General features: G+C 44.0%; 12 protein-coding genes. 4 read left to right on the top strand and 8 right to left on the bottom strand.

All coding sequences use genetic code 11. The features are described from left to right. Positions 1-7: 7 nt before the first annotated feature. The 3 genes from KHN78_RS03355 to KHN78_RS03345 are packed head-to-tail and all read right to left on the bottom strand — an operon-like array spanning position 8 to position 2,212. Positions 8-763 (bottom strand): sulfite exporter TauE/SafE family protein, encoded by a 756-nt coding sequence (locus KHN78_RS03355; protein ID WP_211919975.1) that lies wholly within the window; start codon positions 761-763, stop codon positions 8-10. A 46-nt stretch (positions 764-809) separates the two neighbouring features. Then, the gene (locus KHN78_RS03350) at positions 810-1,331 is read right to left on the bottom strand and encodes a regulatory protein ToxS (RefSeq protein ID WP_211919809.1); all 522 of its coding nucleotides are present in this window, start codon (positions 1,329-1,331) and stop codon (positions 810-812) included. Between the two features lie 11 nt (positions 1,332-1,342). Beyond that, positions 1,343-2,212, bottom strand: coding sequence for a transcriptional regulator (locus KHN78_RS03345; RefSeq protein ID WP_211919808.1), 870 nt, complete (start codon positions 2,210-2,212; stop codon positions 1,343-1,345). Between the two features lie 269 nt (positions 2,213-2,481). Here KHN78_RS03345 and htpG point away from each other — a divergent pair, with 269 nt between their 5' ends. The 3 genes from htpG (at position 2,482) to hemH (ending at position 6,453) form a co-directional block, all read left to right on the top strand. Next, the gene (htpG, locus tag KHN78_RS03340) at positions 2,482-4,386 is read left to right on the top strand and encodes a molecular chaperone HtpG (RefSeq protein ID WP_211919807.1); all 1,905 of its coding nucleotides are present in this window, start codon (positions 2,482-2,484) and stop codon (positions 4,384-4,386) included. A 319-nt stretch (positions 4,387-4,705) separates the two neighbouring features. Continuing rightward, on the top strand, positions 4,706-5,350 hold the full coding sequence (gene adk / locus KHN78_RS03335; protein ID WP_128811372.1) for an adenylate kinase: 645 nt from the start codon (positions 4,706-4,708) through the stop codon (positions 5,348-5,350). Between the two features lie 140 nt (positions 5,351-5,490). Next, complete coding sequence (gene hemH, locus KHN78_RS03330; protein ID WP_211919806.1) at positions 5,491-6,453, top strand: ferrochelatase; 963 nt, start codon at positions 5,491-5,493, stop codon at positions 6,451-6,453. A 119-nt stretch (positions 6,454-6,572) separates the two neighbouring features. Here the strand turns inward: hemH and KHN78_RS03325 are convergent, their stop codons facing one another. Continuing rightward, complete coding sequence (locus KHN78_RS03325) at positions 6,573-7,961, bottom strand: peptide MFS transporter (RefSeq protein ID WP_128811370.1); 1,389 nt, start codon at positions 7,959-7,961, stop codon at positions 6,573-6,575. Between the two features lie 331 nt (positions 7,962-8,292). Here KHN78_RS03325 and rfaH point away from each other — a divergent pair, with 331 nt between their 5' ends. Then, entirely contained in the window at positions 8,293-8,793 is a 501-nt protein-coding gene (gene rfaH, locus KHN78_RS03320; protein WP_211919805.1) for a transcription/translation regulatory transformer protein RfaH, read from the top strand. Positions 8,794-8,950: 157 nt separating this feature from the next. On the opposite strand, the gene asnB is transcribed toward rfaH, so the two are convergent. The 4 genes from asnB to nagA form a co-directional block, all read right to left on the bottom strand. Beyond that, on the bottom strand, positions 8,951-10,615 hold the full coding sequence (asnB, locus tag KHN78_RS03315; protein WP_211919804.1) for an asparagine synthase B: 1,665 nt from the start codon (positions 10,613-10,615) through the stop codon (positions 8,951-8,953). 231 nt (positions 10,616-10,846) lie between these two features. Beyond that, positions 10,847-12,436 (bottom strand): cation:proton antiporter family protein, encoded by a 1,590-nt coding sequence (locus KHN78_RS03310; RefSeq protein WP_211919803.1) that lies wholly within the window; start codon positions 12,434-12,436, stop codon positions 10,847-10,849. Positions 12,437-12,516: 80 nt separating this feature from the next. Further along, positions 12,517-13,731, bottom strand: coding sequence for a DNA-binding transcriptional regulator NagC (gene nagC, locus KHN78_RS03305; RefSeq protein WP_211919802.1), 1,215 nt, complete (start codon positions 13,729-13,731; stop codon positions 12,517-12,519). Positions 13,732-13,733: 2 nt separating this feature from the next. After that, the gene (nagA, locus tag KHN78_RS03300) at positions 13,734-14,870 is read right to left on the bottom strand and encodes an N-acetylglucosamine-6-phosphate deacetylase (RefSeq protein ID WP_211919801.1); all 1,137 of its coding nucleotides are present in this window, start codon (positions 14,868-14,870) and stop codon (positions 13,734-13,736) included. Positions 14,871-15,038 lie beyond the last annotated feature (168 nt).

Below are 15,038 nucleotides of genomic sequence, written 5' to 3'. Positions count from 1 at the left end.
CTAATCGTTAAAGAAGCAATTTAAAGCCGACCGCAAAGGTAAGGATCTCAAATGCTACCTTGATGATTCGATTACTGTATTTCATTGCAGCCCAAGCACCTAAACTGCCACCTAAAAATGAACTAAATAGCAATACGGGTAACCAAGCCCAATGAATGGGTGCACCTGCTTGTATGACAGCGATACCCCCAATACCATTCCAGAATAAACCAACACAAATCATCGTGTAAGCGACGGCTTGTTTGTAATCGTAACCGAACCAACGGACAAGGAATAAGGTGACGAGTAACCCTGATCCTGCGGTAAGGGAGCCGTTAATTATTCCAATTATCATTAAGCCCAAACCGCCCAAAACATAACCCAGAGTATCGCGATGAGTGGCCTGCTCAGTTTGTCCGAGTTCTTTTTTGAAACGGGAGTAAATACCAAGAGCAAGAATCATCGCACCAAGCATTTTTTCAGCGAGATGATCTGAAATTTGAACAATGATGTTTGCGCCGATGATAACGCCGATACTGCCAACGAAAATGAGATAAAGTGCCGTGTTTAGTTTTATGGTGCCTGCTTTTAGGTGCGTACTTGCGGCCCCTAATCCAAGGGCGACGGAAGCAACTTTGTGCGTACCAAGTGCGACCGAAAAGGGTAAGCCGAGAAAAATCAAAAGTGGGAATTGCAACAATCCAGCGCCACCACCAGACAGTGATGCGAGGGTGTTGGCAACAAGAGAGCCGAAGAAGAGTGTAAGCGTATTTAGCCAATCCATGTGCAAAATAAAAGGGGCATCATGCCCCTTTCTCATTGAATCGTTATCAATTTCTAAACAGTACCGTAGAACCGTGGTTCAAACTAGTCAGCAGGAGTGTTTTTTCGTTAACGACATCGATACGACGGCTTTGCTCTGCATCCAATTTAAATATTTGAGTGATTAAACGTAATTGTGCTTCTGAGAAATCTTTGGATTGAGAAGCTGAAACGTCCTTAAACTCAGATGGTGATACTAACAAGTAATTGTCACTGATTTCCCATCGTCCACGTTCGGATATGTTGATGGTTGAGTCAGCGGTATCGCCATCCTGAGCAAACAATTTGATATTAGCCACGCGGATATAATCACCGTTTGGTAAATACTTAACGTTTGATTCCACATTCACACGGCGTAGTGGGCCGACTTCGCTATCAGAGGAAACATCATCGACAATCAACGTCACCATGTTTGATTGCCACTCATTGGATGTTAGGACTTGCTCCAGTTTGAGGTCGCTGCCCCAATACAACCAACAGCTAAAAAGAACGGACACTGCGAGTAGCGCAGATGCAATTTTAATTTTCATCTCATCTTCCTCTAATTACAGATGTCTGCTGGGTCAGCTTGATTAGCAAAAATGCGCAGCGTAACGTTCTCATAGGAGTGTTCGCTACCGTGGATATAGTTGAGGATCAACTGGTTGTTCTGTCCTCCAGTTGCGATCACTTTCGTTGGTGAGGAGTCTTCAACGTGGTGTTCAACATAACTTTTTATGCATTGCTCAATCGATGGAAGCCAAGCGTTAAGTTGAGGATGGTTGACGGGCGTCATAATTGGCACATTGTGATACTCGCCAAGTTGACGGAATTTAGATTCGACAGGATTAGTAAATAAGATGACGCACAGAGGTAGTAAAAGAGCAAATAGTACGAGAATGCGTGCTACCCATTTTTTAGATGATACTTCAGATGGGGCTGGTGTTGCTTCAACGGACACCGTATCGGCACTCTCCAGAGCGTCGAGAGAAACATCCGATGGGTTTGATGTCTCTAGCTCAGCAGTAGCGGTGTCATTTTCAATTTCTTCGTCATCGTTGGAGAGTGATGTATCTGAAGACAATAGATTTAAACGTTCGACAGAACAAATGAGTTGGTAGCCTCGCTTTGGTACCGTTTTGACAAACTCAGGTGATTTTGTCGAATCTTTCAACATCTTGCGTAGCGTCGAGATTGCTTGAGTGAGGCTTGAGTCGTCCACTTCAAAACCTTGCTCACGCCACACGAACTCGTGTAGTTCGTTACGGCTAATTACTTCGTTAGGTCTCTCAGTCAACATGAGAAGTATGCGGCTTTCGTTACTTCCTAGTCGTACAACTTCGTCGCCACTCTGTTGATCTGCGAGCGAATTGCTATTTGGGTCAAAGACAAATCTTTGAGCAAGTAGAAATTTGGTGCCGATGTTTGTCATTTAGCTCTTCTTAGGTGGTGATGTTTTGATTTAATGTGACTCTCATCACAAAGGTGGGGAGCGCAATGGGCTCTCTTTTCGTTTTAGATACTTTTAGATCCGTAGGATAATCAAAAATATCTAAAAAACACTGTTTTTGCTAACATTGACCTTGAATTTACATTTGTCAGCCGCATGTTAATGACATCTTAGTTAAGCAATTTGATTTAAATTTTGCTGTTCGGGCTAGGTTAATTAAGCCCCCTTAGTTTAGATGTTATGGAGTAAACATGAGCGAAACCGTATCTCAAAACAAAGAAACTCGTGGCTTTCAGTCAGAGGTAAAACAGTTACTTCACCTGATGATTCACTCTCTTTATTCAAACAAAGAGATTTTCTTGCGTGAATTGATTTCTAACGCGTCAGATGCATCAGATAAACTTCGTTTCCAAGCACTATCAAACCCAGATTTATATGCGGGTAACGCTGATCTTGGCGTTAAGCTTGCGTTTGATGAAAGTGCAAATACGCTGACCATCTCTGACAATGGTATCGGTATGAGCCGTGAAGATGTCATTGAGCACCTTGGTACTATCGCCAAATCAGGAACAGCAGAATTTTTCTCAAAACTGTCTGATGAGCAGAGTAAAGACTCTCAGCTAATTGGCCAGTTCGGTGTCGGTTTCTACTCAGCGTTTATCGTAGCGGATGCGGTTACCGTTCGCACTCGTGCAGCGGGTCTTGCGGCTGACCAAGCGGTTCAGTGGCATTCTGCAGGCGAGGGTGAGTACACCATTGAGAACATTACAAAAGATTCTCGCGGCACTGACATCGTGCTTCATATGCGTGAAGAGGGTAAAGAGTTTCTCAATGAGTGGCGTCTGCGTGATGTGATCAGTAAATACTCTGACCATATCGGTATCCCAGTTTCTATCCAAACTGTAGTTCGCGATGAAGATGGTAAAGAAACGGGTGAGAAAAAGTGGGAGCAAATCAACAAAGCTCAAGCACTTTGGACACGCAACAAATCAGACATTTCTGATGAAGAATACCAGGAGTTTTACAAACACGTTTCGCATGACTTTGCCGATCCGCTTACGTGGAGCCATAATCGTGTAGAGGGCAAGAACGACTACACAAGTCTTCTTTACATCCCAGCGAAAGCGCCATGGGATATGATGAATCGTGACCATAAATCAGGCTTGAAACTGTATGTTCAACGCGTGTTTATTATGGATGATGCAGAGCAATTCATGCCATCTTACCTACGCTTTGTGCGTGGCTTGATTGACTCAAATGATCTACCTCTGAATGTCTCGCGTGAAATCTTGCAAGATAATAAGGTCACTCAATCACTGCGTAACGCATGTACTAAGCGTGTGCTGACTATGCTAGAGCGCATGGCTAAGAATGATGAAGAGAAGTATCAATCATTCTGGAAAGAGTTTGGCTTGGTCATGAAAGAAGGTGTCGCAGAAGACATGGCCAACAAAGAAAAAGTGGCTGGCCTATTGCGTTTTGCTTCAACAGAAGTCGATTCAGCAGAACAAACCATTAGTCTTGCTTCTTACATCGAACGCATGAAAGAAGGCCAAGATAAGATTTACTATCTAACAGCAGATAGCTACGCAGCCGCGAAAAACAGCCCTCACCTAGAGCAGTTCAAAGCAAAAGGCATCGAAGTGATTTTGATGTTCGACCGCATTGATGAGTGGTTGATGAACTACTTGACGGAGTTTGATGGTAAGCAGTTCCAATCCATCACTAAAGCGGGCTTGGATCTCAGTAAGTTTGAAGACGAAGCAGAAAAAGAGAAACAGAAAGAAACCGAAGAAGAGTTTAAGTCTGTGGTCGAGCGTACGAAGTCTTACCTAGGCGATCGTGTGAAAGAAGTACGCACAACGTTTAAACTTGCTACAACACCCGCTGTTGTTGTGACGGATGATTTTGAAATGGGTACGCAGATGGCGAAGCTTCTTGAAGCCGCAGGTCAAGCAGTACCAGAAGTGAAGTACATTTTTGAAATTAACCCTGATCATGCACTTGTTAAGCGTATGGCTGATGAATCGGATGAAGAAGCGTTCGGTCGCTGGGTCGAAGTTTTGTTAGGTCAAGCAATGCTGGCTGAGCGAGGCTCGATGGAAGATCCAACGCAGTTTGTTGGTGCTATCAACAAGCTTTTGACTAAGGTTTAATAGTAAAACATCGGCAAAAAGCTCGCGATCTGCGGGCTTTTTGTCTGTAAACGCATAGATTCACACTAAATGTGTTGAGTTAGTAGTCAATACGATAGGAAAGCTGGCATCGCTAACATTCTTTAGTCTTAATCTGCTCATTGCTCAATAAACCTGTGTTAGAATCTCAAACTTGAATGTGATTAATAAGGCGTGTATTTTTGTTCGCCAATACGTTATACCGAAACTTATCGTCGCAAGTGCTTCCAAGGCAAGATGTCGCAGAAGCCCAGCAGTTGTGAGCTTCGGTATAAATCTTAAATATTAAAGAGGATAAATCATGCGCATCATTCTTCTAGGTGCTCCAGGTGCAGGTAAAGGCACACAAGCAAACTTCATCATGGATAAATACGGTATTCCACAAATCTCTACTGGTGATATGCTTCGTGCTGCTATCAAAGCAGGTACAGAGCTTGGCAAACAAGCTAAAGCTGTTATCGACGCTGGTCAGCTAGTTTCTGATGAAATCATCCTTGGCCTAATCAAAGAGCGCATCGCTCAAGATGATTGTGCGAAAGGTTTCCTTCTAGATGGTTTCCCACGCACTATCCCTCAGGCTGATGGCCTAAAAGAAATGGGTGTAGACGTAGATTACGTTATCGAATTTGACGTAGCTGACAACGTGATCGTTGAGCGTATGGCTGGTCGTCGTGCTCACCTTCCATCAGGTCGTACTTACCACGTTGTTTACAACCCACCTAAAGTGGAAGGCAAAGATGACGTAACTGGTGAAGATCTTGTTGTTCGTGATGATGACAAAGAAGAGACAGTTCGTGCACGTCTAGGTGTTTACCACGAGCAAACTGCACCACTTATCGAGTACTACGGTAAAGAAGCAGAAGCGGGTAACACTAAGTACCTGAAATTTGACGGTACTAAACAAGTTGCAGAAGTAAGTGCAGATATCGAGAAAGCACTAGCATAAATTGCTACCAGCAAAATTTGATATTTTGATATATTTGAAAGCGGCCTTAGGGTCGCTTTTTTATTTTGTTTGTCGATGTGGTGAGCGATTTGCTTTAATGCTCCGTACAAACAACGCATGTTTACCATGAATAGGATGTTATGAAAAACAATAATAAACAAGGCGTGTTACTGGTGAATCTTGGAACGCCTGATGAGCCAACAGCCCCTGCGATAAAACGCTTTCTGAGCCAGTTTCTCCACGATCATCGCGTTGTAGACATGACGCGTTGGCTTTGGTGCCCAATTCTTCACGGAATCATATTACCTGTTCGAGCCCCAAAAGTAGCCAAGCTATATCAATCGGTATGGATGGATGAGGGATCGCCTTTGATGGTGTACTCTAAACGACAAGCAGAGAAGTTGCGATTGGCTTTAGACATGCCAGTTGAGCTTGGTATGACTTACGGTAACCCAAGTCTGCAGTCGGGCTTTGAAGCACTGCAAGCGCAAGGCGTAGAGCATGTGATTGTCCTGCCATTGTATCCACAGTACTCGGGCACAACGACCGCTGCAGTATCCGACGGTATGACTAAGGCATTCAAAAAGATGCCTGTGATGCCTGCGTTTAGCTTTATTCGTGATTATCATAACCATCCAAAGTACATTGCGGCATTAGCTCAGTCAGTGCGTGAACATTGGGAGGAAAATGGTCAAGGTGATTACTTGCTGTGCTCCTACCACGGGATTCCGAAGCGCTATGCAGACAACGGTGATATTTACCCTAGACATTGTGAAGAGACGACCCGTTTGTTGGGAGAAGCGCTAGGTTTGAATGCAAATCAAATAGGGATGACCTATCAATCACGCTTTGGACGTGAAGAGTGGCTACAGCCTTATACGGATAAGACGTTAGAAGTGTTACCAAACCAAGGTAAGAAGAAGCTCAACGTGATTACACCAGCTTTCTCAGCAGACTGTCTTGAAACGCTTGAGGAGATTTCAGAGGAGTGCCGTGAGATCTACTTAGAAGCTGGTGGTGATAGCTTTAGCTACATTCCTTGCTTGAATGACAACGATGAGCATATCGAGATGATGGTCGAGTTAGTCCGTTCTAAGCTTTGACGCCAATTTGTTTGACATTTATCTATCCCGAATTAATTCCAAAGTCGTTTGGGGTGGTCGAAACGAAAAAGGGCCGCAATCGCGACCCTTTATTTTATGTGTACTTTATGCCAACCATATTAAGCAACTTGAGTTTGTTGCTCTTCAATTTGTTCTGCTGTGCTGTGTGTATTCTCTGCACCGTGCATCCAACGTACTAGCGTATTGGCAAATAGCAGTAGAATAACACCTGAAATGGTCGCAGTGACTGCAATACCACTGAAGATAGCTAAGGCACCAAGTTCGCCAACGTGTGAACCAACATAACCAGCAACGTAGTTTGCGATAGCATTACAACCAAACCACGCACCCATCATCAACGAAGCTAGACGAAGTGGAGCAAGCTTTGTTACTAGAGACAAGCCAATTGGGGATAGGCACAGTTCACCAAGAGTATGGAAGAAGAACGCACCGACTAGCCATAGCATTGATGTTTTCGCAGTAGTGTCGCCACCCTGTTCCATCACAGCGCCAACCATACATAGGAAGCCTAGTGCTAGGAAGAACATTGCAAATGCAAACTTCATAGGTGAGTTTGGCTCACGTTTACCGAGTTTCACCCATAAAACGGCTAATACAGGTGCAAGAGTAATAATGAAGAATGGGTTTAATGATTGGAACCACGCCGCAGGTACTTCGAAACCACCAATCATGCGGTCAGTGTACTGCTGTGTGTAAATATTCATTAGACCGCCAGCTTGTTCAAAACCAGCCCAGAAAACGATAGTGAATAAACTCATCACAAGGATAACTTTAATGCGGTCTACTTCTTCTTTCGTTAGTGGCTCTTTTTTCGCTGACTTTTTCAGCGCAAGATCGCGCTTAGCTGCTGGTTCACGGCCAATATCACCAAGCCATGATTGAGCCATTGTCATTTGCATTACAAGGCTGATAAGCATACCAACACCAGCTGCCACAAAGCCTGCTTTCCAACCGAATTCGTTTGTTACTGTACCAGATACCACACCAGCAAGTAGCGCACCAATATTAATACCCATGTAGAAGATAGTGAACGCGCCATCACGACGGTTGTCACCCTCATTATAAAGGTCACCAACCATAGTAGAGATATTTGGCTTGAATAGACCATTACCTGCAATTAATAGCCCAAGACCTAGGTAAAATGAGTGTAGAGATCCCAGTCCAAGTGCATCTGCTGGTAGTGCGAGGGTAAACTGACCGATCGCCATTAATGCACCACCAATTAAGATAGAGCGGCGTTGGCCTAAGTAGTTATCCGCAAGGTAACCACCAATAAGAGGCGTGATGTAGACTAGTCCAGTATAGATGCCGTAAAGGTCTAGAGCATCTTTAGTCGACCAGCCAAGGCCACCGTTCATTGTTGCATCAGTGAGGTACAGAACGAGGATGGCTCGCATTGCGTAGTAAGAAAAGCGTTCCCACAGTTCAGTACCGAACAGTAAGAACAAGCCACGTGGGTGGCCAAAGTATTGATGTTGGTTTGACATAAGCTCTTCTAATAGTAGTTATTACATTTTTTAACGGAAACTACGTATACATCGCAAATTTGGCGCTGACAAATAATAAAATTTCATGTGTCGATTCAAAAATATTGTTAAGTCGCTGTTTTAGGTTGTTTTTGTGGATAAATTGTCGGTGCTTTTGGTGTGTTACAAACTTACATTTCATTTTTGGTTGTAGACGCGGAGGAGGATTTTGACATCAGACTAATCATCTAAATGTTCAATAGTTGACCGTTTTGTAATTGATTGTTTTAATGCCCATGACTCATCTTTGGCTTAATGCTAGGATGAGAAAAAAGGAATTGGCTAGAAGAATATGAAACGTTGGTATTTATTATATTGTAAGCGCGGTGAGCAGATTAGAGCGAAGCAACACCTTGAAAATCAAGGTGTCGAGTGTTTCTACCCAACGGTTGATGTAGAGAAAATCTTGCGAGGCAAGCGTCAGAAAGTCGAAGAGCCGCTGTTTCCGTGTTATATATTTGCTCGATTTGACTACGAGCAAGGGTTGAGCTTTACGACGGTACGTTCCACTCGCGGTGTGGTGGATTTTGTCCGATTTGGTGCGCAGCCAAAAGAGATCCAAGGTGACCTGATCTATGAGCTGAGGTTATTGGACAAGTGTACTGATGAACACGCCAGCTCAGAGAGTATCCCCCAACCAGGAGATGAGATTCGCGTTAAAAGCGGTCAATTTGCTGGTATTGATGCGATCTTCCAAGAGCAAGACGGTGAGAAACGATCCATTATGCTTGTCCAAATGATCACTAAACGCGTGCCAGTGAGCATCGATAACAGCGATTTAGATTTAAAATAGCTTATACCTATCCAGATTGATGTTACTTCATTCAAACATAAAAAAAGAGGTGCGTTTGCACCTCTTTTTGATCGTATCTATCTTGTCTGTCTTTTTTGTTTGTTTTTCTTTCAAGGGTTGATGGAACGGAACCAACCCTTATTGATATTACTTAACACTAGTAAGCATCGTTGTGAACGGTCTGTACGGCACGACCAGATGGGTCCACGCAGTTTTGGAACGATTCATCCCACTCAATTGCTTTCGCTGAAGAACACGCTACAGACGGCCCACCAGGAACACATTCAGCCGCAGATTGTAATGGGAACAACTCTTCAAAGATCTCACGGTATACGTAACCTTCTTTTGTGGTTGGCGTGTTGTAAGGGAAACGGTATTGTGCGGTTTCCATTTGCTGGTCTGTCACTTTTTGTGTAGCGACTTCTTTCAGTGTATCGATCCAGTTGTAGCCGACACCATCAGAGAACTGTTCTTTCTGACGCCATGCAATCGCTTCTGGTAGATAGTGTTCAAAACACTCACGCAGAATGTGTTTCTCCATTTTGCCGTTGCCACACATTTTGTCAGCAGGGTTTAGACGCATTGCGACGTCAATAAATTCTTTATCTAGGAATGGTACTCGTCCTTCAACGCCCCATGCTGCCAATGATTTGTTTGCTCGGGCACAATCGAACATGTTCAAGGCAAGCAGTTTACGTACGGTCTCTTCATGGAATTCTTGCGCGTTGGGTGCTTTATGGAAATAGAGGTAACCACCAAAGATTTCATCGGCACCCTCACCAGATAGCACCATCTTAATACCCATCGCTTTGATCTTACGGCCAAGCAGGAACATTGGCGTCGAAGCTCGGATCGTTGTCACATCGTAAGTTTCAATGTGGTAAATGACATCACGAATCGCATCCAACCCTTCTTGAATAGTGTAAGTCATTTCATGGTGAACGGTACCAATTTGCTCTGCAACTTCACGTGCAGCTTTTAGATCTGGTGCGCCCTCAAGACCAATCGCAAATGAGTGCAGTTGAGGCCACCACGCTTCAGATTTTTCATCATCTTCAATACGCATTGCTGCGAATCGTTTTGCTACCGCAGACGTGATAGAAGAATCCAATCCACCCGATAGAAGCACACCATAAGGTACGTCAGTCATGAGCTGGCGTTTCACTGCCGCTTCTAATGCTTCAGTCAGTTCTTCCTTGCTTGTGGTGTTGCCTTGTACCGCAGCGTATTCATTCCAATCGCGAATGTAGTAACGTTGTGGTTCAGAATCTGAGCTACTGTAGTGACTACCAGGAGGGAACTCGCTCACGGTTTTACATACTGGCACAAGCGCTTTCATTTCCGATGCGACGTAGTAGTTACCATGTTCATCATAACCTTGGTAAAGAGGAATGATACCAATATGGTCACGGCCGACTAGATATTCATCTTTTTCTTCATCGTATAGTACGAATGCAAAAATACCGTTTAGTTCTTCAAGTAAGTCAGCGCCCATGTCTTGGTAGAGTGCCAAGATCACCTCACAGTCAGAGTCCGTCTGGAATTCGTATTTGCCCTCGTAGCGTGCGCGAATTTCTTTGTGGTTGTAAATTTCACCGTTCACAGCAAGGATGAGTTTTTTATCAGGGCTGTATAATGGTTGCGCGCCACTATTCAAACCTACGATCGCCAAACGCTCATGCGCTAGAATTGCGCGATCTGATGAATAAATACCAGACCAATCTGGGCCACGATGACGAAGCTTTTTCGACATCTCAAGTGCGATAGGGCGCAATGCTGCGGCATCGCTTTTAATGTCTAAAATGCCAAATACTGAACACATACAACATCCTTTTTAAACTAAACAATATTTAATCGGTATAGATTCAATTTGCCATTCTTAGTAAAAAAAGCAACGTTTTGTGATTAAAAAAATGATAAAAAGGCTTGTTGGTTAGATAGTATTTAATTTATTGGCTTATTTAATGGATGAAATCAAAGTTTGGTATAGAAAGCGTACAAAAAAAGCCCTCTTTATTGTCAGAGGGCTCAATAAGTGGTCAAGTGAATAACGTTATTTCATCGGACTAAATTGAGGTTGGAGCTGTTCGCAAACATGGCGAGCGAAACCGCTACCTGCCTCATTATAGATATTAAATGCGGCATCAACGCCATTTTCGAGTAAGCCCTCAAGTTGGTCGGGATACTCGGCAATTGCGGCAATTTGGCCTTTGTAATTCCGACTGTGCAATTGTTCGAGGGCGGTTTGGTTACCCTGATGGTGTGGCATTGCAAGTAACACCATTTTCACGTTGCCAGTGTCTAAGATTCGTTCCCAAAAATCCGGGTCAGTTGCATCGCCAGCAATAACATTACGACCTTCGGATCTATGTTTGTGCGCCGCATCTTCGCGAACCTCGACCCCGAGAGAAATCTTGCCATAGCGGGCGCGTAGTTCATCATAAGCACCTGTACCAATTCGTCCCATTCCTAAAATTAGAACTTGTGCATGACCGGGATTGATCAACTGATCGCGTTGATTGAGTTTTTCTGCTGCGGTTTCTTGCAGCCATTTTCCAGAGTGTTGGTAAATCTGATGACCAAGTCGATTGAGTGGGGCTGAGATGATAAAGGAAATAGAAACTGCTACCGCAATCGCGGCAAGCATGTCGTTAGACATCCATCCCATTTTGTAAGCCAAGCCACCAACAATTAAGCCAAATTCACTGTAATTGAAAAGCGATAGCGACGTCAGCAAAGAAGTGCGTACGCGGAACTTAAAGTGATTAATGGTTAAGAAGTAGAGTAGACCTTTGATTGGTAGGAGCAAGATAAATAATAGAGCTAAGCCAACACCAGTAAAACTGAGTGATGCGGATAAACCAATGTTCAGGAAGAAGCAAACCAAGAACAGTTCTTTCATATTGAACAGTGACTTGGAAAGTTCTGATGCTTTTCGGTGCCCAGCAAGCAGCATTCCAAGGATCAACGCACCTAAGTCCGGTTTCATTCCCACGAGTTCAAATAATCCAGCACCAACAACTAGCGCAAAGAAGATGCCAAACAATACCAACAATTCGCCGTGACCGACTTTGTCTAGCAGTTTGAAGAACAATGGGCGCGCAAGCGGCAGTGCAAACAACCCAATCGCGTACCATTCTGGAATTTTTCCTGTTGAAGCGGTCAGGAAGACGACGGCAAAAATATCCTGCATAACGAGGATACCAATGGCTAGCGTGCCGTATGTGGCGTTCATTTCACCTTTGTCTTGCAGCGTCTTAACGGCAAAAACGGTACTAGAAAAAGAGAGGGCAAATGCCAATAGTAGGATCTGGGTGTTCTCCATGCTTGCTAATGAAGATAAACCCAATAGTTTTAACCCGATCAGAACCAATGCAAAAAAGAGAGTAGAAAGAATATTGTGTGCAGTGGCGCCTCCCCAAATTTCTTTAGAGAGTAGAGTTTTGACATCCAGTTTTAAACCAATGGTGAAGAGAAGGAGTGTTACACCAAGGTCTGCGAGAGTGATGATGACATCGTTACTTTGAAAACCGAAAGTATGCAAGCCAAAGCCAGCGAGTAAAAAACCAACTAAAGGAGGAAGGTTGCATTTAAGCGCAACGAAGCCCGCAAAGAATGCGGTTGTTATCAGAATTATTTCCATACTATTGAGTGATTGTCCTTATAAACAAAAACGGGCTGTAAAACCACAGCCCGAATTGTAACTCAATTAGTTGTATAAACTTAGTCTTCTAGTAACTTTTGTAACAAAACTCCGTTTAACATTGCACGTTTTATCATTGCAAATGCCCCCATGGTTGGTTGCTTATCAATATGAGATGCGACGATAGGAAGCTCGTTATGGAATGTTTTTAGAGACTGGTTTTCAACGTTGCGTCGAATGGCAGGGAAAACAATATCTTCAGCGGCCGTAATATCGCCTGCGATGACGATTTTTTGTGGGTTAAATAAGTTAATGGTGATAGCAACGGCTTTACCCAATTGATTACCCACACGCACTAAACTTTGTTTAGCCAGTTCGTCGCCGTTGATGGCATGGTTACACACGTCTTCGATAGTAATATGTTCAAGTTCCGTTAAGCTTGATTCGTAGCCCTGTGAGATGAGCTGTCTTACTCGCTGCACAATCGCGGGGTTTGCTGCCACGGTCTCAAGGCAACCAAAGTTGCCACACTGGCACTGCTCTCCAAGTGGATCAATTTGAATATGGCCAATCTCACCAACGTTACGGTTAAAGCCTAAGAATACTTGTCCATTTACGATGATGCCCGCACCAGTACCACGGTGAACGCTGACTAAGATTGAGTCTTGGCAATCTTGGCTTGCACCGAAGTAATGTTCAGCTAAAGCCATGCCACGTACATCGTTACCAACAAAACATGCCGTATTGAACTTCTCACGAATGATTTCACCCAATGCTAGGTTGTCGATATCCGTATTTGGCATGTACTCAACAACACCCGTTGTCGGGTTTACTAAGCCTGGTAAGGTAATACCAATCGCAATGAGCTGCTCGATTTTGTCTTGGCAACGGCTTTCGAAGTCTTTAAGCAAGTCAATCAAACCAGAGATAAGATCGGCTTGGTTAGAGTAGTGCAATTCATGCTGGTCAGACGCTAATGCGGTACCGCTTAGGTCGTATAAACAGAATTGAACATAATCACGCCCTAATCGAACGGCGATAGAGTGGAAAGGCTTGTCTTCGGTGGTTAAAGAGATCGCTCTTCGACCACCGGTTGAAGCTTGTTGGGCGACCTCTTTGATAAGGCCGCGCTCGAGTAATTGACGGGTTATTTTGGTAACACTTGCAGGTGCAAGCTGGCTTACATCGGCTACCTGTATGCGGGAGATAGGACCTTGTTGGTCAATCAACCTATAAACAGCAGCACTGTTTAACTGTTTTACTAAATCTACGTTACCAATCTGTCCGCCATTCATGCTTAATTTTGCTCGTATTGTCCGTTAACAACCGTCGCTTTTACATTGAAGTCACGATCGAAAATGGTCAGGTTTGCCACCATTCCTTTTCGAATTCGGCCAAGACGATCCTCAACACCGATTGCGGTAGCTGGGTACAACGTAGCCATTCGTAGAGCTTCATCTAAAGCGATGCCCGCGTGCTCAACCGAATTCTGAACTGCTTCGATCATTGTTAGGGCTGAGCCGCCTAGTGTGCCGTTTTCATCAACACACTTACCATCCCTGTAATATACTTTCTTACCAACAAAAATAAAGTGATCCATGTCCGCACCTGCTGGAGCTGTGGCATCGGTCACCAAAACTAGCTTTTCACCTTTGATTTTGTGGGCAATTCGGATGTTTGCGTAATCAACGTGGAAACCGTCAGCAATGATACCTGCGTAAACTTCAGGGGTGTCATAGATTGCACCAACTACGCCAGGTTCACGGCCAACCATCGGTGTCATCGCATTAAATAGGTGAGTCGCGAATGTAATACCCGCTTCAAATCCTTCGCGTGCTTCCGCGTAGGTTGCGTTAGTGTGACCAATTGAAACCACGATACCTGCCGCTTTTAGACGGGCGATATGTTCAGGATCATTTTGCTCAGGGGCAAGGGTTACTTTCGCAACGATATCCGCATTTGCACAGATTAGGTCGATCATGCCGTCGTCTGATGGACGGATAAAATCGACGCTGTGAATGCCTTTTTTCGCGACATTTAGGTAAGGACCTTCAAGGTGCAAACCTAGAGATTGGTTTTGGTACTTATTGTGGTATTCACGCGCAGCGCTTAGAGCCGCTTGCATGTCTTCATCAGAAGAAGTGATTAAAGTAGGAAGGAAACTTGTACAGCCAGACTTAAGGTTAGCTTGGTGCATGATCTGCATGGTTTCTGGAGTGATTTCATCATTTAGCATCACTCCGCCACAGCCATTAAGTTGAAGGTCAATAAAACCTGGGCTTAGATTCGCACCGTTCAGGTCTTTAACTTCAATACCGCTAGGTAGTTGGGCCTCTGGCACTACAGATTGGATTTGACCGTTTTCAATGATAACCGCATGGTTAGTTAGAACGTCACTACCGGTATAGATTTTACAGTTACTTAGCGCGTACATAGTCAGCTAATCCTTATAAATGAGAATTCAATTTATGACGTGCTATCTAGGTGATGACTGTGTGAGTCATATGGATTACTTAGTTTGTATCACTGATTTAGATAGCAGGTCACATACAGCAAGCCGCGTTTTATCAATGTTGTTGTCATTGTAACCATCTGAAAAACT

This window comes from Vibrio sp. B1REV9, assembly GCF_905175395.2.
Taxonomy (GTDB): Bacteria; Pseudomonadota; Gammaproteobacteria; order Enterobacterales; family Vibrionaceae; genus Vibrio; species Vibrio alfacsensis.
The sequence above is the reverse complement of the archived record's forward strand: the minus strand, read 5'-3'. Positions and strand labels throughout refer to the sequence as shown.

Coding starts and splice junctions, on each gene's coding strand:
- asnB (WP_211919804.1), bottom strand. CDS start 10,615: ATGTGTTCAGTATTTGGCATTTTAGACATTAAAAGCGATGCCGCAGCA.
- nagA (WP_211919801.1), bottom strand. CDS start 14,870: ATGTACGCGCTAAGTAACTGTAAAATCTATACCGGTAGTGACGTTCTA.
- nagC (WP_211919802.1), bottom strand. CDS start 13,731: ATGAATGGCGGACAGATTGGTAACGTAGATTTAGTAAAACAGTTAAAC.
- hemH (WP_211919806.1), top strand. CDS start 5,491: ATGAAAAACAATAATAAACAAGGCGTGTTACTGGTGAATCTTGGAACG.
- htpG (WP_211919807.1), top strand. CDS start 2,482: ATGAGCGAAACCGTATCTCAAAACAAAGAAACTCGTGGCTTTCAGTCA.
- adk (WP_128811372.1), top strand. CDS start 4,706: ATGCGCATCATTCTTCTAGGTGCTCCAGGTGCAGGTAAAGGCACACAA.
- rfaH (WP_211919805.1), top strand. CDS start 8,293: ATGAAACGTTGGTATTTATTATATTGTAAGCGCGGTGAGCAGATTAGA.
- KHN78_RS03350 (WP_211919809.1), bottom strand. CDS start 1,331: ATGAAAATTAAAATTGCATCTGCGCTACTCGCAGTGTCCGTTCTTTTT.
- KHN78_RS03325 (WP_128811370.1), bottom strand. CDS start 7,961: ATGTCAAACCAACATCAATACTTTGGCCACCCACGTGGCTTGTTCTTA.
- KHN78_RS03355 (WP_211919975.1), bottom strand. CDS start 763: ATGGATTGGCTAAATACGCTTACACTCTTCTTCGGCTCTCTTGTTGCC.
- KHN78_RS03345 (WP_211919808.1), bottom strand. CDS start 2,212: ATGACAAACATCGGCACCAAATTTCTACTTGCTCAAAGATTTGTCTTT.
- KHN78_RS03310 (WP_211919803.1), bottom strand. CDS start 12,436: ATGGAAATAATTCTGATAACAACCGCATTCTTTGCGGGCTTCGTTGCG.